Annotated in this window: 13 protein-coding genes and 2 pseudogenes; 9 read left to right on the forward strand and 6 right to left on the reverse strand. The window is 65.1% G+C overall.

All coding sequences use genetic code 11. From position 1 onward, the window contains the following. Positions 1 to 280: 280 nt before the first annotated feature. Positions 281 to 1,426 carry a citrate/2-methylcitrate synthase gene (locus tag O7A05_RS33100; protein ID WP_337097571.1) on the reverse strand — a complete coding sequence of 382 codons (1,146 nt, stop codon included), beginning with the start codon at positions 1,424 to 1,426 and terminating at the stop codon, positions 281 to 283. 89 nt (positions 1,427 to 1,515) lie between these two features. Between O7A05_RS33100 and O7A05_RS33105 the strand changes: the two genes are divergently transcribed. The 6 genes from O7A05_RS33105 to O7A05_RS33130 all read left to right on the forward strand — a co-directional run bounded on the left by O7A05_RS33105 (position 1,516) and on the right by O7A05_RS33130 (position 10,691). Next, positions 1,516 to 2,601 carry a citrate synthase/methylcitrate synthase gene (locus O7A05_RS33105; RefSeq protein ID WP_337097573.1) on the forward strand — a complete coding sequence of 362 codons (1,086 nt, stop codon included), beginning with the start codon at positions 1,516 to 1,518 and terminating at the stop codon, positions 2,599 to 2,601. A 362-nt stretch (positions 2,602 to 2,963) separates the two neighbouring features. Then, the gene (locus O7A05_RS33110) at positions 2,964 to 4,094 is read left to right on the forward strand and encodes a patatin-like phospholipase family protein (protein WP_337097575.1); all 1,131 of its coding nucleotides are present in this window, start codon (positions 2,964 to 2,966) and stop codon (positions 4,092 to 4,094) included. Positions 4,095 to 4,216: 122 nt separating this feature from the next. After that, on the forward strand, positions 4,217 to 5,638 hold the full coding sequence (locus tag O7A05_RS33115; protein WP_337097577.1) for a coniferyl aldehyde dehydrogenase: 1,422 nt from the start codon (positions 4,217 to 4,219) through the stop codon (positions 5,636 to 5,638). Between the two features lie 355 nt (positions 5,639 to 5,993). Beyond that, positions 5,994 to 7,187, forward strand: coding sequence for an efflux RND transporter periplasmic adaptor subunit (locus O7A05_RS33120; RefSeq protein ID WP_337097578.1), 1,194 nt, complete (start codon positions 5,994 to 5,996; stop codon positions 7,185 to 7,187). 72 nt (positions 7,188 to 7,259) lie between these two features. After that, complete coding sequence (locus tag O7A05_RS33125; RefSeq protein ID WP_337097579.1) at positions 7,260 to 10,436, forward strand: efflux RND transporter permease subunit; 3,177 nt, start codon at positions 7,260 to 7,262, stop codon at positions 10,434 to 10,436. Between the two features lie 96 nt (positions 10,437 to 10,532). Then, a complete protein-coding gene (locus O7A05_RS33130; RefSeq protein ID WP_040991775.1) occupies positions 10,533 to 10,691 on the forward strand; it encodes a DUF3309 family protein in 159 nt (52 codons plus the stop codon). Between the two features lie 57 nt (positions 10,692 to 10,748). On the opposite strand, the pseudogene O7A05_RS34545 reads toward O7A05_RS33130, so the two are convergent. Beyond that, positions 10,749 to 11,290, reverse strand: a pseudogene (locus O7A05_RS34545) (Rossmann-fold NAD(P)-binding domain-containing protein); the annotation flags it as partial. Positions 11,291 to 11,302: 12 nt separating this feature from the next. Beyond that, positions 11,303 to 12,485 (reverse strand): annotated as a pseudogene (locus O7A05_RS33140) (MFS transporter). Between the two features lie 390 nt (positions 12,486 to 12,875). Here O7A05_RS33140 and O7A05_RS33145 point away from each other — a divergent pair. After that, positions 12,876 to 13,802, forward strand: coding sequence for an IS110 family RNA-guided transposase (locus O7A05_RS33145; protein ID WP_337097589.1), 927 nt, complete (start codon positions 12,876 to 12,878; stop codon positions 13,800 to 13,802). Positions 13,803 to 13,993: 191 nt separating this feature from the next. Here the strand turns inward: O7A05_RS33145 and O7A05_RS33150 are convergent, their stop codons facing one another. Further along, positions 13,994 to 14,302 carry a DUF1244 domain-containing protein gene (locus tag O7A05_RS33150; RefSeq protein WP_337097582.1) on the reverse strand — a complete coding sequence of 103 codons (309 nt, stop codon included), beginning with the start codon at positions 14,300 to 14,302 and terminating at the stop codon, positions 13,994 to 13,996. Positions 14,303 to 14,329: 27 nt separating this feature from the next. Next, positions 14,330 to 15,127, reverse strand: a complete 798-nt coding sequence (locus O7A05_RS33155; protein ID WP_337097584.1) for an N-formylglutamate amidohydrolase — start codon at positions 15,125 to 15,127, stop codon at positions 14,330 to 14,332. 253 nt (positions 15,128 to 15,380) lie between these two features. Here O7A05_RS33155 and O7A05_RS33160 point away from each other — a divergent pair, with 253 nt between their 5' ends. Then, positions 15,381 to 15,854 carry a DUF1036 domain-containing protein gene (locus O7A05_RS33160; RefSeq protein WP_337097590.1) on the forward strand — a complete coding sequence of 158 codons (474 nt, stop codon included), beginning with the start codon at positions 15,381 to 15,383 and terminating at the stop codon, positions 15,852 to 15,854. Then, positions 15,851 to 17,278 (forward strand): pyruvate kinase, encoded by a 1,428-nt coding sequence (gene pyk, locus O7A05_RS33165; RefSeq protein WP_337097585.1) that lies wholly within the window; start codon positions 15,851 to 15,853, stop codon positions 17,276 to 17,278. The genes O7A05_RS33160 and pyk overlap by 4 nt, the downstream gene beginning before the upstream one ends. Before the next feature lie 198 nt (positions 17,279 to 17,476). Here the strand turns inward: pyk and O7A05_RS33170 are convergent, their stop codons facing one another. Continuing rightward, on the reverse strand, positions 17,477 to 18,538 hold the full coding sequence (locus tag O7A05_RS33170) for an alpha/beta fold hydrolase (protein WP_337097587.1): 1,062 nt from the start codon (positions 18,536 to 18,538) through the stop codon (positions 17,477 to 17,479). Positions 18,539 to 18,697: the final 159 nt, after the last annotated feature.

Below are 18,697 nucleotides of genomic sequence, written 5' to 3' on the forward strand. Positions count from 1 at the left end.
CACTTGCCGCCCGCTCAGGCTCCAAGAAACTGGCTATCATCGCCGTCGCAAGGAAGCTCCTCGTCGTCCTCAACGCCATCATGCGCGACAAAACCGCATTCGCATGAACACAGTTGCCATTCCGTGATCGACGCCGTACGGCGCAACGGTGCAGCTTTCTGTATACGTTGCATCGCCTTAGCGTCACGGAATGGATTCTAGGGTCTGCGCGCGTCGCTTCGCTCCTTGCTCCGCCCTAGAATGACGACCTCAAACGCGTTCCGGCTAATCAGCAAGGTCATCATCCCGCGCTAATTGGCCCGTCGTAACGGGCGCGCGGCCTGATCGGCCTGTTGCTGGTCACCTGTTCGACCGCATGCGCCGTCCAGCCGACGCTGCGGCCGAGCGCGAACAGGCGGAACGGTGCATCGGCCGGCAGGCTGAGGCTGCGCGTCATCGCGGCCAGCGCAAAATCGATGTTCGGATGCAGCCCGGTCATGGCGAACACGGCGTCGCGAAGATGTACGATCCCGTCATCGATCTCCAGATCGGGCAGCAGTGCTTGCGCGCGCGGATCGCCTTCCGGATAGAGCGGGTGGCCGAAGCTTGGCAGCGGCCGGTCATGGGCGAGCCAGCGGGCAATTGCCTCGTCCGGACCCAGCCGCTCGGCATCCTCGACAAGCGTGATCGCCGCCGCGCCGGCGCCGCCATGGCGCGGGCCGGTGAGCGTCGCAAGGCCTGCGAGCAGGCAGGCGGCGACCGGCGCGCCGGTGGAGGCCGCGACGCGGGCGGCGAAGGTCGAGGCATTGAGCTCGTGATCGGCCAAAAGCACCAGCGCCTTGCGGATGAGATCGGCGCCGGGGGCTTCCACCGACCAGCCCTGCGCCAGCCTGATATGCACGGGTTCGTGGCCCGGCGACGCGCCGAGCGCGGTTGCCAGCGCGCTGGTCGCGGCGGCGCCGTCCTGCTGCAGCATGGCCGGCCTGCGTCCGAGCGAGGACCAGCCTTCGGCGGCGAGCGCCGAGAGCCTGGCGAAGGCGGTAGGCGTGCCGCTTTGCCGGGCGGCCGAAGAGGTCAGCGAGGCGAACGATACCGGACGGTCGGAGGCCCACAGCAGTCCGGCGGTCTCCTCGAGTGTCGCAGTAGCCGAAAGCTCCACCGCATCCTTGCCGCGATAGATAAGACGGCCATGCAGCACCGTGGAGATTGACGTGGGAATCGCCGGCTCGCCCCAGGCGATGGCGCTTTCGGCGATCGCCTGCGGGCTCCTTCCGCGGTCGCGGCGCGTGGCGAGCGCGGCGATGTCGTCGGCGCGGTATTGGCTGCGGCGCGGGTCTGCGCCGTCCGGCTTCATGCCGATGCGACCGCGGCTGACATAGGCATAAAGCGTCTGCGGACGGACGTTGAGCCGCTCCAGCGCCTCATCCCGCGTCAGCCATTCCGTCATTTGCCCGCCTTACATTGATTATCTTGATCAAGATTGATGTATTATTGCGCAGCATTAATTGTCATGCACAAAAGGTCAAGGAGACGATCATGGCAAATGGGCTCGATGATGTTGTGGCGGCCGACACAGTGCTTTCCGACGTCGATGGCGCGGGCGGGCACCTCACCATCCGCGGCCATTCGCTGATGGAACTCGCCGGCCGCTGGCGTTACGCGCAAGTGGTGCGGCTGCTGTTCGACGGCTTCTTCGACGACCTTCCGAGCGATACCGAACTGGAGAAGGCGATCGGCAACGCTCGGGTGGAAGTGTTTGACCGCGTGCAGCCGATGGTTGCCCAGCTTGCGCCGCTCGACATCTACAGCGGGATGCGGGCCGGCATGGCCGTCTTGCCGGATGGCGATGGACTTGCCGATGCGCTCAGGCTGATCGCGGCGCAGGCGGTGCTGACGCCAGCGCTGCTGCGCCTTGGCCGGGGCGAGACGCCGGTCGCTCCCGACGAAAACGCCGATCATGCCGGCGATATGCTGCGGATGCTCTCCGGCACCGCTTCGCCGGCGCTTGCCAAGGCGCTCGACAGCTATCTGGTGACGGTCTGCGACCACGGGCTCAACGCCTCGACTTTCGCGACGCGCGTGGTGGCCTCGACCCAGGCCGGGCTGACGTCAGCGATCTTGGCCGGGCTCGGCGCACTGAAAGGGCCACTGCATGGCGGTGCGCCCGGGCCGGTGATCGAGATGCTGGACGCCATCGAGGCCAGTGGCGACGCCACTGCCTGGCTGCGTAAAGAGATCGCGCATGGCGAGCGCATCATGGGTTTCGGCCATCGCATCTACCGCGTGCGCGACCCGCGCGCCGACGCGCTGAAGGCGGTCGTGCGGCAACTCGGCTCGCGCAGCGAAACCGGTAGCCGGCTGGCCTTCGCGGAGACTGTAGAGCAGGCGGCGCTTGAGGTGCTCAGGATCGCCAAGCCGCAGCGCTCGATCCAGACCAATGTCGAGTTCTATACCGCGCTTCTCCTGGAAGCGGTCGGCTTCCCGAAAGAGGCATTCTCCAACGTCTTTGCCGCCGGTCGCGTTGCCGGTTGGATCGCGCACGCCCGCGAGCAGCAGGCGACCGGACGGCTCATCCGGCCGCAGTCGCGCTATGTCGGGCCAGTGCCCGACCTGGTGGCTTGAGAGGTTCGGTTCCTCGCCCCCGCAAAGCGGGGGAGAGGTGGCCCGGCGAAGCCGGGACGGAGAGGGGGACGCCAGCCGTGAAGCAACGTCCCTTTCGCGCGAAGTGCCGGGCGACCCCTCAATAGGCAACGGTAGTTCCCGGGAGGAAAAAACTTCCGCCGGCCGCGAAGGCCCCTCTCCGGCCCGGCTTCGCCGGGCCACCTCTCCCCACTTCGTGGGGCGAGGAAAATCCCACGATCACGCTTGTGTGTTCGTGTTCTTGCCTTGGTCCGCCCTTATATGCTGCACTGCAACATAGGCTGACTGCGCCGCCCCGTGCGAATGACACGGCGGTAGGCCGGCGCATCGAGACAAGGAACGCCATGGCGAAGAACGGCAAGGCGGAGGAAAAGAAGAAGATCAACATCGCGTTGCAGGGCGGCGGCTCGCATGGCGCCTTTTCCTGGGGCGTGCTCGACCGGCTGCTGGAGGATGGGCGGCTGGAGATCGCGGCGGTGTCCGGCACCAGCGCGGGCGCCATGAACGCGGTGGCGCTGGCCGACGGATTTGTCCGGGGCGGCGTCGAAGGCGCGCGCAAGAAGCTCGACGATTTCTGGCGGGCGGTGGCGTCGAAGGGGCGTTTCAGTCCGGTGCAGCGCATGCCGTGGGACGTGGTCTGGGGCAACTGGTCGATCGAGAACACGCCCGGCTATTTCTTCTTCGACACGATGTCGCGGGTCTTTTCGCCCTATGTCGCCAATCCGCTTGGCCTCAACCCGCTGCGCGATGTGGTGGCGAAGGAGATCGACTTCGACAATGTGCGCGCCTGCAAGTCGATGGAGCTGTTCATCTCGGCGACCAATGTCGAAACCGGGCAGCTGCGCGTCTTCTCCGACGGCGAGATCGACCTCGACACGGTGATGGCCTCGGCCTGCCTGCCGCAATTGTTCCGCGCCGTCGAGATCAAGGGCGTGCCCTATTGGGATGGCGGCTATGGCGGTAATCCGGCGCTCTATCCATTCTTCAAGACGGCGGCGACCGAGGACGTGCTCCTGGTGCAGATCAATCCGGTCGTGCGCGAAGGCACGCCGAAAAGCGCCAACGAGATCCAGAACCGCATCGACGAGATTACCTTCAACGCCGGGCTGCTGCGTGAATTCCGCTCGATCGCCTTCGTCAAGGAACTGATCGCGGCCGGACGCCTGCCGCACGGCGAATATCGCGACATCCGCATGCACCGCATCGATGCCGACGAGGCCTTCAAGGACCTCACTGCGTCGTCCAAGGTCAATGCCGAATGGGCCTTCATCGCCTATCTGCGCGACCTCGGCCGCAGCGCCGCCAGCGACTGGCTGGAAGAGAATTACGACGCCGTCGGCCAGCACGCCACGCTCGATCTTTCAGGCGAGCTCGACGACGGCTTCAAGCCGCTGCGCGGCCCGGCACCCGGGCGTCGCGTCAAGGAGTTCCTGGCAGCGCACATTAAGCCAGAATCCGCGCGCCGCCGCGCCTGATGTCTTCCATACCTGTCAGCAAGTCCGCTCCGGCTGTCAGCAACTTCCCCAGCAGAACCGGGCAATGCTGGATTCGGTTGTCGGGGCGATGTAGCTTACCTGAACGTAAACGGGAGGTCGCGATGCTGCAGACCGGACAGAACGCTCTCGGGGTCAGGTTTGAAGCGCAGTGCAGGGCCTTCGAGAAGGAGCCGTTCCCGACGCTGGACGTGCGCAAGGATCGGCTGAAGCGCCTGCTGGCGCTCACCGAAAAGCACGAGGCCGAGATCTGCGCTGCGATCGACAGCGATTTCTCCGCCCGCTCGGCTGAGGAGACGCGGCTTGCCGAATTGTTCGTCGTGCGCGCCGGCATCAGGCACGCGCTGTCGCATCTCGGCGCCTGGATGCGCGAGCGCCGCGTCGCCACCAGCCTGCCCTTCCTGCCTGGACGCAATCGCCTCTTGCCGCAGCCGCTCGGCGTCGTCGGCATCGTCTCGCCCTGGAACTACCCATTCCAGCTCGCCGTCGCGCCGGCGACCGCGGCGCTCGCTGCCGGCAACCACGTTATGATCAAGCCGTCGGAGCTGACGCCGAAATTTTCGGACCTGCTCGCCAGCCTGGTCGAAAAATATTTCGCCACCGACGAGGTCAGCGTGATGGTCGGCGACGCGGAGGTCGGCAAGGCATTCGTGTCGCTGCCTTTCGACCATCTCCTGTTCACCGGCTCGACCGCCGTTGGCCGCCAGGTGGCACTGGCAGCCGCCGCCAACCTGACGCCGGTGACGCTCGAGCTCGGCGGCAAGTCGCCGGCGATCTTCGATCCGTCCTGCGACCTCGACGCGGCGGTTGCCAGCGTCGCCTATGGCAAGCTGCTCAATGCCGGCCAGACCTGCGTTGCGCCGGACTATCTGATGGTTCCGCGAGGGCAGAGCGCTGCGATCGCGGCGAAGGTCGCGGTCGCAATGGCCAAGCTCTATCCGCGCCTTGGCGACAATCCCGACTATACGGCGATCGTCAGCGAGCGGCATCACCGGCGGCTGGGCGACATGGTCGCGGAGGCGCGCGACAGCGGCGCAGACATCATCGAGATCAACCCGGCCAACGAGAAGCTCGGCGTCAGCGACCGCAAGATGGCGCCGGTGCTGGTGCGCAATGTCGGCGAGACTCTGCGGCTGATGCGCGAGGAGATTTTCGGGCCGGTCCTGCCGATCGTCGAATACGGGACGATCGACGAGGCCATCGAGCATGTGAACCGGGGCGAGCGTCCGCTGGCGCTCTACTGGTTCGGCAGCGACGGCGCCAACCGCCGAAGGGTGATGCGCGAGACGGTGGCCGGCGGCGTCACGATCAACGACTGCATGCTGCATCTGGTGCAGGAGCGGCAGCCCTTCGGCGGCGTCGGCGAGAGCGGCACCGGCGCCTATCACGGCGAATGGGGGTTCCGCACCTTCAGCAAGGAAAAGCCGATCTTCATCCAGTCGAAGCTCAGCGCAGGGGGCTTGCTGCGCCCGCCTTATGGCAGGACATTCGAGCGGATCGTCCGGTTGCTGAAGCTCATCACTTGACAGCTTCAACCCGAACCATAGCGCGGCGTGACTGCGCTCCAACGGGGCGGTTGCCGCCGCCCGTGGAAGATTTTTCGCATCATGCTGACGGCTGCTGCCAGTAACCTTGGGGAAACCTGTCGGTGCGCCCGCAAAAGCGCCAGCCGGCTTGCAGAAAAGCCCGTCTTTGTCGAGGCACAGCGTTCCACGCCGCAATGTTCCTGCAACTTTTCCGACTATATTGCGCCGCAACTTTCAGGTAGAAGCGCGCGTCTGCCGATCACGGCAAATTGAACTAGGCCCCGCGCACACCCATATCGGCCGCGCCCGGGTCGAAAGCGCCGACCTCGCCAGGTCCTGCAACGGAAAAACGACGATGCCGAGAATCAGGTTTCACAAGCTTGCAGCCATTGCCGTGCTCATCGGATTCGCGGCCTGGATGGGAACGGGCGAGTTTTCGTCCGTCGGTAGCGCCGCCGACAAGTCGGTTACCACCGACAAGTCGGTCACCACCGACAAACGGGCCGACGCCGGCAAGCCGGAGGCCGCCAAGCCGAACAAGGCCGAGGCCGAGCCGAAAGCCGCGCCTCGCACCGTCGCGGTGGTTACGCCGCCGCGCAAGACGTATGCGCGAGCCATCCGCATCTCCGGGCTGACCGAAGCCGACAAGCGCGCTGTGCTGGCGACGCGCGTCGCCGGCGTCATCGAAAAGCTGCCGGTCAAGCAGGGCGACCACGTCAAGACCGGCGACCTGGTGCTGATGCTCGCGGCCGAGGAGAAGATCTCCAATGTCGACAACGCCAAGCAGCTCTTGGTGCAGCGCAAGGCCGAGCTCGACGCCGCCGAGCGCCTGGCCAAGACCGGCAATCTGCCGAAGCTGCAGCTCGACACCGCCCGCTCCAACCTGACGCTCGCGCAATCGCAGCTCGACACCGCCCAGGCCGAACTCGACCGCAACGAGGTAAAGGCGCCGTTCGACGGTGTCATCGACCGCATTCCGGTGGAGCTCGGCAGCTCGGTGATGCAGGGCGGCGAGGTGGCGACAGTCCTGAAGCTCGATCCGGTCATTGCCCGCGGCGAGATCAGCGAGCGCGACCTGCGCTACCTCAAGATCGGCAACCAGGCCGATGTGCGCCTGGTCAACGATCAGAAGGTCACCGGCACGGTTCGCTACATCAGCCGCGATGCCTCGGCGCAGACCCGTACCTTCCGCGTCGAAGTGGCGATCCCCAACGCCGACGGTTCCATCCCCGCGGGTATGTCGGCCGAGATCACGCTCAGCGCCGAGCCGACCAATGCGGTCATGCTGCCGCGCTCGGTGGTGACGCTGGGCGACAAAGGCGACCTCGGCATCCGCGCCGTCGGCAAAGACGACAAGGTGACGTTCTTCCCGATCGACCTGGTCGACGACACGCCGCACGGCCTGGTGCTGGGCGGCATTCCGGAAGATGCGCGCATCATCGTCGCCGGCCAGGAGCTGGTGAAAGAGGGCGACCTGGTGAAGCCCGTCGAGGCCGATCAGGCGACCATCAACAAGCTGATTGGCGAAGCCACCGCCGGCACGCAGTAAAGCAGGACGCGTCCGTCGCCGGACCAATCCGGCGATGGCGGTCCGCAGCCCGAAGCACAACAGGCCGAAGTCATGGATATCGTCAGACTCGCCATCAACAATGCCCGCCTCACGATTTCGGCGCTGCTGTTCCTGCTCGTCGCGGGCTGGGTCGCCTATCAGTCGACGCCGAAGGAAGCGGAGCCCGACGTTCCGATTCCGATGATGTATGTCAGCCTGATCTATCAGGGCATTTCGCCGGAGGATTCCGAGCGCCTGCTGCTGAGGCCGATGGAAAGCAAGCTCAAGAGCCTGAAGGGGCTCAAGGAGATGCGTTCGGCCGCCTTCCAGGGCGGCGGTTATGTGCTGGTCGAATTCCAGCCGCAGACGGATCTCGCGACAGCGCTGCAGGATACGCGAAGCAAGGTGCAGGACGCCAAGGCCGACCTGCCGCAGGCCGCCGAGGAGCCGACGGTCAACGAGGTCAACGTCTCGGAATTCCCAGTTCTCGTCGTCACGCTTTCCGGCGATGTGCCGGAGCGCGTCCTGACATCGGCCGCGCGCGAGCTGCGCGACCGCATCGAGGAAGTGCCCGGCGTGCTCGAAGGCTCGCTGCAGGGCGCGCGCGACGACCTGGTCGAGGTGGTCGTCGACCCGGTAAAGCTCTCCTCTTACGGACTACAACTCGACCAGGTGATCCAAGGCGTCGCTTCCTCCAACAGCCTGGTGGCGGCCGGCAATCTCGAAGGCTCGGAAGGCAAATACGCGGTCAAGGTGCCGTCGCTGATCGAGAGGCCCGAGGATGTCGCCAACCTGCCGGTGGTCGCCACGCCGAACGCCGTGGTCCAAGCCAAGGACATCGCGACCATACGCTCGACCTTCAAGGACGCCGAGACAGTGACGCGCCTCGACGGCAGGCCGGCAATCGCCATCGAAGTGAAGAAGCGCATCGGCGCCAATCTGATCGACACGCTGACCCATGTCAGGGAAGTGTCGGACAATTTCATCAAGACGATGCCCGAGGGCATGCACGTCACCTACACGCAGGACAAGTCGGTCTTCGTCAACCAGCTGCTGGGCGACTTGCAGAACCACGTGATGATCGCCGTCATCCTGGTGTTCATCGTCATCCTCTACGCGCTGTCGGGGCGGGCTTCGCTGCTTATCGGCCTTGCCATCCCATCCTCCTTCCTGATGGGCATCCTGCTGCTCGCCATGATGGGCTACACGATCAACATGATCGTGCTGTTCAGCCTCATCCTGGCAGTCGGCATGCTGGTGGACGACGCCATCATCGTCACCGAATTCGCGGAACGGCGCATGAGCGAGGGCATGCCGAAAGCGGACGCCTTCGCCTTGGCCGCCAAGCGCATGGCGGGACCGGTCATCGCGGCGACGATGACGCGCATCGCCGCCTTCTCGCCGCTGCTCTTCTGGCCCGGCATCATCGGCGACTTCATGAAGTACATGCCGATCACGCTGATCGTGACGTTGTCGGCCTCGATGCTCTATGCGCTGGTCTTCGCGCCGACTTTGGGCGCAATCTTCGCCAAGGCGCCGGAGCATCACGAGGAAGACAACCGCGACGGCTGGTACATGGCTGTGGTCAAGCAGGCGGTGCGCTTCCCGATCACCGTGATCCTGCTCACCGTCGGCCTTCTGGTCGGCGTCGGCTTCGCCTATTCGAAATATGGCGCCGGCGTCGAGTTCTTCCCCAGCGTCGAGCCGGATTACGGCCTGCTTTATGTCCATGCCCGCGGCAATCTTTCGCTGGCAGAAATGGACGCCGCGACTAAGACGGCGGAAAACCGCCTGCTCGGCTGGCCCGGCGTGAAGTCGGTTTATACGCGCGTCGGCAAGACGCAAGGCGGCGGCCAGGACATTCCCGAAGACGTGGTCGGCGTCATCCAGTACGAGTTCGTCGACTGGCGCGAGCGCAAATCCGCCAACCGGATTCTCGACGATCTGCGTGGCGTGATGGCCGGCATCCCCGGCGTCGACGTCGAGGTGCGCGTGCCGGAGGCCGGCCCGCCCACCGGCAAGCCGATCCAGATCAGGCTGTCGGCCGCCGATCCGGCCGGGCTCGACGACAAGGCGCGCGCGGTCGCAGCGCGCATCGCCAAGATCCCCGACGTCATCGACATTTCGGACGGCCTGCCGCCCCCGGGCGTCGACTGGGCGATCGAGGTCGACCGCGCCAAGGCTGCGCAATACGGCATCAGCCCGACTTCGGTCGGCACGGTGGTGCAACTGGTGACCAACGGCCTCAAGCTGTCGGAGTACCGACCGGCCGGCGCCGACGACGCGGTGGACATCCGGCTGCGCTTGCCGGAAGACCGCCGCACGCTCTCGACGCTCGACGAGTTGCGCGTGCAGACTTCGCAAGGGTCGGTGCCGATCTCGAACTTCGTTGTGCGCAAGCCCGAGCCCACCGTCGGTATCCTCAACCGCATCGACGGCGCGCGCACCGTGGTCGTGCAGGCCAATGTCAGCGCCGGCGCGCAGGTGGCGGCCGTGCAGGCGGAAGTCACCAAGGCGGTCGCCGACATGGATCTCGGCAGCGGCATCCGCTGGAAGCTCGCCGGCTCCAACGAGGACAGCGCGGAAGCCAGCGCCTTCCTCGGCAAGGCCTTCGGCGCGGCGATTTTCCTGATCTTCCTGGTGCTGCTCGCGCAGTTCAACAAGTTCACCAGCGTGTGGCTCGTCCTGTCCTGCGTGGTCATGGCGACGATCGGCGTGTTCCTCGGATTGCTGTTGACGGGCGAGGCCTTCGGCATCGTCATGTCGGGCATCGGCGTCATCGCGCTTGCCGGCGTGGTGGTGAACAACAACATCGTGCTCATCGACACTTACGACCGGTTGCGCGAGGAAGGCTGGGACAAGATCGACGCGGTGCTGCAGACCTGCCGCGAGCGCGCTCGTCCGGTGGTGCTGACGGCGGTCTCGGCCATCCTCGGCGTGCTGCCGATCGCCTTCGGGCTAGGGCTCGAAATCTTCCATCACGAGACCACGATCAACGCGCCGTCGACGCAATGGTGGATTTCGCTGTCCTCGGCGATTGTCTTCGGCCTGTCCTTCGCCACGTTGCTGACGCTGGTGGTGACGCCGTCGATGCTGATGGTGTTCACCCGCGCCAAGGTGAAACCCGGCCAGCGGCGCAATTGGCTCAGCCGCCTGTTCCGGCGCGGCAAGGGCAAGATCGCGACCGACGAGCCGCCCAATGACGTGGGCGCGGAGCCGGCGGAGGCCTTCCCGAAAGCCGCGGAATAGAGCGTTTCACAACCCCAAGGACAAAAGCCGCCCGGGAACAACCGGGCGGCTTTTTGCATTGTTCCCTCGTAGTTCAACCAGACGGCGAGGGTTTTCATGACGATCGGCACAATTCTCGTAATAATCCTGATCCTGATTTTGATCGGCGCCGTGCCGGCATGGCCGCATTCCCGCTCCTGGGGTTACGGCCCGTCCGGCATTGTCGGCGTCATCCTGGTGGTGCTGCTGATCCTTTTGTTGATGGGCAGGATCTGATCCAAACGAGTTACGGCCGGGCTTGAGCCCGGCCGGTTCATTTCTGATCTGTCTTGATCAGCCAGTGAGGCGCGACGGCTCCACGGCGATGCCGATATCCCGCAGGGCCTCCTTCACCGCTTGGTCGAGCGGCGTGTGCGGGATTTCGCCGATGACCTGTTCCAGCCGCGTCGAGACCAGCCGGTGCGCCTCGAAACGCAGATAGGACATCGAGACGATCTCGCGCCACATGGCCACGAACGGGCTGCCGGCGCGCAGCACCCACCAGGGCATGAAGGACAGCTTCAGCTTGCGGCCAAGCGCCTTCTCGGCCGCGGCCTTCATGTCGAGGTCGGTGAACGGCGTGACCGGGGAAGTTGATGGCTTCGAAGAAGCCGAGCTTGTCGAGGTTCTTCGCCAGGCCGACGAAGCCGACGGCGAAGTCCGGCAGATAGGCCCATTCTGCACGAGGTCAGCCGGGCCGGGCGCGGTGTAGACGCCCTTCTCCATCTTGGCGGCGACGACGAGGTCGAACCAGGAGCCTGAGCCGGTGCCGCCGAAGAAATCGCCCGCACGCAGGATAGTGTGCGCGCGCGGCCGGCTTCGGCCTCGCTGCGGAAGGAGCTGAAAAGCTACTCCGCCGGCACCGGCTCGGGGGCGAATTCGGCCCGGTGAGCGAGGCCGGCCATCAAGAGGACGACGACCAACAATCCGGAAAGCGCGATTAAGATCGGGCCGAAGCTCGAATGCTCGGCGACGATGCCGATCGCCGACGGCGCCACCAATATGCCGGAATAGCCCATGGTGGTGACGACGCTCATGCCGGTGCCCGACGACATGCCTTCCTGGTTGCCGCCGGCCGAAAAGATGATCGGCACCATATTGGCGATGCCGAAGCCGCAGAAAGCGAAGGCGGCGATGGCGAGGTAAGGCGAGGACGACAGCCCGGCGACCAGCATGCCGGCCGCGGCGACCAGCGCCGAGCCGCGCAGCGTCGCCACCGCGCCGAAGCGGTTGCGCACTCCGTCGCCCAGGAAACGCATCAGCGCCATGACGCCGGAGAAGGCGGCATAGGCCAGGCCGGCGACCGCGAGATCGGCGCCCAGCTCCTGGTGCAGGAAGAGTGCTGCCCAGTCGAGCACCGCGCCCTCCGAGATCATGGTTAGGAGCGCCATCAGCCCGACCAGATAGACGGCCGTGTGCCGCGGCAGCGTGAATTTCTGGTGCTCGACCGCCTGCGGCCGGTCCTCAGCGATGAGATAGCGAATGGCAAAGGCGATCACGGCAAAGGCGATCACCGTCACCGCGACGGCATGGGGAAGATAGCCGTAGTTCTGGATCGAATAGCCGCCGAGCGCGCCGCCGGCGAAGCCGCCCAGGCTCCAGAAGCCGTGCGACGACGACATGATCGCCCGGGAGAGTTTTCTTTCGACCACCACCGCATTCGAGTTCATCGCGACATCCATGCCGCCGATGGAGCCGCCGAAGATGAGCATGGCGATGGCCGCCAGGGGAACGTTGGGCGCGAGCGCCACGATCAGCAGGCCGAAGCTGCCGCAGACGCCGAACCAACGCGTCACGCTGCGCGAACCATGCCTGGAAATGAGATGGCCGCACCAGGTCATGGCGATGACCGCGCCGACGCCGAACAGGAGGATCAGCAGGCCGAGGGTGAATCGGGTGATTCTCGAGCCGGGTGAGGAACACCGGGATCTGCGACGCCTAGCTGCCGGTCAAGAAACCATTGGCGAGGAAAATGCCGGCGACGGCCCAGCGGCCGCGCGTCCCGGCCTGCATCGTGGTTTGCACGCTCATGGTCTGAAATCCGCCATGCGAAGGGTTCGCGCGGCAAATTAGATCGATTCAATTTGTAGTCAAGAAAGCCTTGGGGAAAGTGCTTGGACCAAGAAGCGCGACCCGAGGGGCGGCGTTGTTCATGGCGGGCTGCTGCTTTGGCGATCAGCCGAGACGCCTCTCCCGTCATCCACGGGCGGAGCAAGGAGCGAAGCGACGCGCGCAGACCCGAGGATCCTGTGTGTTGGTTCTGGTGTATGGTTGAAGTGGGAAGGAGGCCGAGTGGATCCTGGTCGTCCTTTCGGACAGGCCGTGGCATGGCCCGGTCCCTTCCCACCGATGAACCATCAACCTGAACAGTTGCACGGGGCTGTTCCAAGCAGACCCCGCACCACAGGAAGAGGCGTGGACATGATAGCCCAGAACTATGTCGGCTGCGACATCTCCAAGCAGTGGCTGGACTTTTTTGATGAGACAAGCGGTCGTCTTCGGCGCGTCGACAACCAGGCCGATGCGATCGCGGCCTATGTGGCGGGCCTTGATCTCAGCCGGGACTTCGTCGTCATGGAGGCGACGGGCGTCCATGACCGGCTGCTGCGCCATGCGCTGGCCAAGGCCGGCGTGCCGTTCTCGCGGCACAACCCGGCGCACACCCACCACTATGCCAAGTCGACCAGACGGCGCGCCAAGACCGATCCTCTCGACGCCAGGATGCTGAGCGACTATGGCCGTCGCTACCAGCCTGAGGCCGAGCCGGCGCCACGCGAAGAAGGTGAGCGGCTTCAGTCGCTTGCCGGCCACCGCGATCAACTGGTCGCGATGCGGGCAACGCTGAAGAAGCAACTCGCCGAGGCTTTCGAGGCGATCGTCATCACCAGCCTCAAAGACCTGATCGCCGACCTCGACACGCGCATCAAGGCGTTCGAAAGCCAGATTGCCGAAGTCATTCGTCAAAACCAGGACGCGGCTCGCGACCATGCGCTGATGGTCTCCGTTCCCGGCGTCTCCAAGGTCGGCGCGCTCTCGCTGCTGGCGCTCCTGCCCGAGCTCGGCCAGCGCTCACCCAAGGCGATCGCCGCGCTGGTCGGCCTTGCCCCGTTCGACAACAAAAGCGGCAAGCTCAACCGCAGGAGCCAGATCCAGGGCGGGCGATCACGCGTGCGCCGCGCCCTCTACATGGCAGCCCTCACTGCCATTCGAACCTGTGAACGCTTCAAGACCTTCTACACCGCACTTGCTGCCCGGTCGGGCTCCAAGAAGCTCGCTATCATCGCCGTCGCAAGGAAGCTCCTCGTCGTCCTCAACGCCATCATTCGCGATAAAACCGCATTCGTGTGAACACAGTTGCCATTCCGTGACTTAGGAGCGCCGCTACGATGCGGAAAGTCCTCCGGGGTCACGCCGTTACGATTGTTCTGGACTGCAGCATTCTTCGGCAGGCGTCGCGGAATGGATTCTAGGGTCTGCGCCGCGTCGCTTCGCTCCTTGCTCCGCCCTAGAATGACGAAATCGCGAAGGCGCTCGACATCCTAATGATCCTTCGGTCGCTTCGCCTCGAACTCGGCTTTCTTGGCATCCGACGCCTCGGTCTGGTTGAGCGCCTGCCATTCGGCATAGGGCATGCCGTAGATGATCTCGCGCGCAGCGTCCTTCGACAGCGTCACGCCCTCCGCGTCGGCGGCTTCGCGATACCAGTTTGACAGGCAGTTGCGGCAGAAGCCGGCGAGGTTCATCAAATCGATGTTCTGGACGTCGCCGCGTTGGCGCAGATGCGTCACCAGCCGGCGGAAAGCGGCTGCCTCGAAATCGCGTTTCTGGTCGTCGCTGAGTTCGGTCATTGGGGAACTCCCGGCCTATCGGTCTCGTCACACAGGTCCGGTGCGCGAACCGAACATCTTTACCCGATGTATATCGGGGCGCCGGTCGATGGCGTCAACGATCGGCGCCAAGCGTTCGGCCCAGGCCAGGGCGCCGGCGCGGTCGGCGATCAGGTCCTGGCGGATCTCGATCAGCGCATGCGCATAGCCGTTGACGATGGCGTGGCGGAACATGGTGTCGCCGCGCAGCGCCCCGTCATAGGGCTCGTTGTCGCCGACGACGAGGGATTTGTCCTCGGCCAGCATGTCGATCAGCGGCCGCGCTACGCGATCATCGCGGTCCCACAGCACGCCGACATGCCAGGGGCGGACAAAACCCTGCATCGCCGGCGTGAAGGAATGCACGGAGAAGATGAACGGCGCCTTGCCCGAGGCGTGCGCCACGGAGGCGATCATGGCGCCGACGGCGTCGTGGTAGGGTCGGTAGAAGCGGTCGAGCCGCCGCTCGCGTTCCTCTCGAGCAATCGGATAGTTTCCCGGCACCACGGTGCCGTCATAGAGCTGACGGATCATGGTCGGGTCGTCCTCGCCCCGATTGGGGTCGATCAACAGCCGCGAGAAACCGGCCAGCACGGCGGGCGCGTCGAGCGCTGCGGCGAGTTCGCGCGTCACCGTCTCGACGCCGATGTCATAGGCGATGTGACGATCGAATTCCGACGCCGGCAAACCGAGACTGCCATACTCCTCCGGCAGATCGCGGCGGGCGTGATCGGCCAGAAGCACGACGCCTTTCTTGCGGTCGCCCTCGACAATGTCGAATGGCGTGAAAACTGTGGATCGGGTCATCGGCTGAAAAGGGGATGGCGGCTGCGATGTGGTATCGTCATTCCACGAAGAGGACGCCGGCGCAATGCCGTTGTTTGGCCAAGGTTTCCGCAAAAAATCCCCGATCGCGGGAGAAGTTGCCCGACGGGCCATTCTAAATCGATTGGAATCAACAAAACGGCGCGTTGACATGCGACCGGAGTTTGCTGAAAAGGGGCTTCGAGAGATGCAAATGTGGTTCGCAAGGGGATCTGCGATGGGTTTTGCCGGCCGGTTGCGCAAGCCCCTGGCCGTGCCGTTGCTGATCATCGGCACGGGATTTTTCGCGATAGCCGCGACCTCGCCGGCCCGGGCCGACTTCCGCGTTTGCAACGCGACACAAAATCTGGTGGGCGTCGGCATTGGCTATCGCGCCAAGGCCGGCTGGATCACCGAAGGCTGGTGGCACATCGAAGGATCGACCTGCAAGACGCTGATCGAGGGTCCGCTGTCATCAAGGTTTTACTATCTTTATGCAGAAGACGCCGAACGCGGCGGGCGCTGGGACGGCCCGATCAACATGTGCGTCGCCGAAAAAGAGTTCAAGATCGCCGGCGTGAATGATTGCGTCGCCCGGGGCTTCCAGCGCGCCGGATTTCAGGAATATGACACGGGCGAGCAGGCCAGCTGGATGGTCCAGCTGACCGACGAGCCCGCAACGGGAGGCGCGCCAGCAGCGGCCCCCGCTCCGGGAACAAACAGTCAATGAGACGTAACCGCAAGGTCAAGATCCTCGCTACCATCGGTCCGGCTTCTTCCTCCGAAGAGATGCTGAAGAAGCTTTTCGAAGCGGGCGCCGATGTCTTCCGCATCAATATGAGCCATACCGACCACGAGCTGATGCGCACGCTGGTCGGGCGTATCCGTGCGGTCGAGGCGGCCGTCGGCCGGCCGATTGGCATCCTCGCCGACCTGCAAGGGCCAAAGCTCAGGGTCGGCAAATTCGCCAACGTCAAGGAAGCGCTGACTGTCGGCCAGACTTTTACGCTCGATGACAATCCCGAAGCCGGCACGTCGAAGCGGGTGTATCTGCCGCATCCCGAAATCCTGAGCTCGGTCGAGGCCGGTCACCGACTTTTGATCGACGACGGCAAGCTGGAGCTGAAGGCACAGAAGAGCGATGGCAAGTCGATCACCTGCACGGTCGTCGCCGGCTCTGGAATCTCCGACAAGAAGGGCGTCAGCCTGCCCGACACCGACCTGCCGGTCGGCGCGCTGACCGAGAAGGACAGGGCCGACCTCGACGCGGTGCTCGCCGCCGGCGTCGACTGGGTTGCGCTGTCCTTCGTGCAGCGGCCGGAGGACCTGGCCGAGGCCCGCAAGATCGCGCGCGGCCGCGCGCTGATCATGGCCAAGATCGAGAAGCCGCAGGCGGTGGCGCGGCTCGCCGAGATCATCGAGCTCTCCGACGCGCTGATGGTCGCTCGCGGCGATCTCGGCGTCGAGATGCCGCTCGAAGCCGTGCCGGGCATCCAGAAGCAGATCACCCGCGCCGCGCGCCGTGCCGGCAAGCCGGTGGTGATCGCCACGCAGATGCTGGAATCGATGATCACCGCGCCTGTGCCGACCCGCGCCGAGGTCTCCGACGTCTCCATCGCCGTCTTCGAAGGCGCGGACGCGATCATGCTTTCGGCCGAATCCGCGGCCGGCGCCTATCCGGTCGAGGCGGTCGCCATGATGAACCGCATCGCCACCAAGGTCGAAACCGACCCGACCTATGCCGGCATCATCAACGCGCAGCGCTCGGAACCCGAGGCCACCGGGGCCGACGCCATTTCGCTGGCCGCGCGCGAGATCGCCGAGACGCTGAAACTGTCGGCGATCATCTCCTACACCGCGTCGGGCACCACCGGTCTGCGCGCCGCGCGTGAGCGCCCGCAGGTGCCGATCGTGGCGCTGTCGCCGATCCTCAACACGGCGCGCCGACTGTCGCTGCTGTGGGGCACGCATTGCGTCGTCTCGGAGGACGCCATCGACCTCGACGACATGGTCGACCGGGCCTGCCGCATCGCGCTGGAGGAAGGTTTCGGCAAGCCGGGCGACCGCGTCATCATCACCGCCGGCGTGCCGCTCCGGACGCCGGGCTCGACCAATATGCTGCGCATTGCGTATGTGGGGTCGGAAACGCATTAGGGCGTGTTGATATTCGGGTGAGGCCGGCCTGCAAATGCCGGCTTCCTGCGCTTCCGGCCTTCGCCGGCCGAAGCATGCATTTAGGAGAGTGACGTAGCAGTTAAGGCTACGGCCGGCGTAGGCCGGTTCTCGGAACCCGCATTTTCGACTCGGCCTGACCGGAATCTCAACACGCCCTTGGCGCTTGAACTTTCGAGTTCAGCCCGGCGCGAGTTCTGCGTCTGGCACTCGGAGCTCAGGACATCTACCGGCGCCTTGCGCATCGTCGGCGATCCGGCCTTCCACGGTCTTGGCCATCGCCTGCAGGTCGATCGGCGCGCCAGCCATTTTCGCTATGGCGCCGACCACGAGATCGGGCGCGATCCAGTCCGGCTTGTGGCCGAGATTGCGGACCCAGACCAATTCGGCGCCGGGAATGTCGCGCTCCAGGCCGACAGAATGGATCGTGGCATAGACCACCTTGTCGCGATCGCCCGATATGACGACGGTCGGCGCCTTGATCTCGCGATAAGCAGGCGCGGCGGCGCGGACATAGTCGTAGAGCTGGGCGACATCGCGGGCGTTGGCGCGAAAGGCAGACGGCCGCAGCACCAGCGGGATCGAGGCGTCGTCGATATAGCCCTGCGGCACCTTGTTGGGCGAGAAAACGCAAGCGGTAGCGTCGCCAATCCGCAGCATACCCGCCGGATAAGCGAGCGTTTCGGAGAAGAGCCAGCCGATCACCGGCGCGGCGGTGAGCTTGTAGTACCAGGCGGTCGCGCCGCCCGGCCAGGGATGCGTGGCGGGTGCAAGGAAAACGAGGCCGCGGGTCTTCTCGGGATGCTGGCGGGCGAAGGCCGTGGTGATCGCGCCGCCGAAGGAATGGGCGACGACGACTGCCTTTTCTATGCCGATGCGGTCCATCAGCGCGGCGATCGTGTCCGCCTGCTTCGCCAATGTCTCATTGTCGCCGCGCTCCGACGAGCCGAGACCCGGGCGGTCGAAGAACAGCATCTCGGCGCGGCCCTCGAGCAGCGGCTTCAGCGGCAGCATCTGGTCCTTGAGATTGGCGCTGGCGCCGTGGATGAAGACGACCGGCGGCAGGTCGGCGCCGGCCGGCGCCGGGATATGGACGTAGTGGATGCGCGCGCCGTTGATCTCGGCCAACGCGCCGTCCGGCGGATTGCGGCGCTCGATCGACCAGACGCCGGCGCGGGTGAAGCCGGCCAGGGCGAAGATGAGCGCGATGAGGAAGAGGAAGGCGGCGCAGATGAGGTTCATGCGGGGAGATACGGGGGTGGGGGCAATTAGTTTCTCATGTTCCCTGTCAAGGTTGAAGGCAAGAAGGCTCACCTGCTTGGCAGGTTTGCGAAGCAGTCGGATCGGCCGAAGCTGCACAGGGCTGGGGGTGGAGCTCAGAGACGACGGTTGATCAGACTC

This window comes from Mesorhizobium argentiipisi (SeqCode), from assembly GCF_037179585.1.
Lineage (GTDB): Bacteria > Pseudomonadota > Alphaproteobacteria > Rhizobiales > Rhizobiaceae > Mesorhizobium > Mesorhizobium argentiipisi.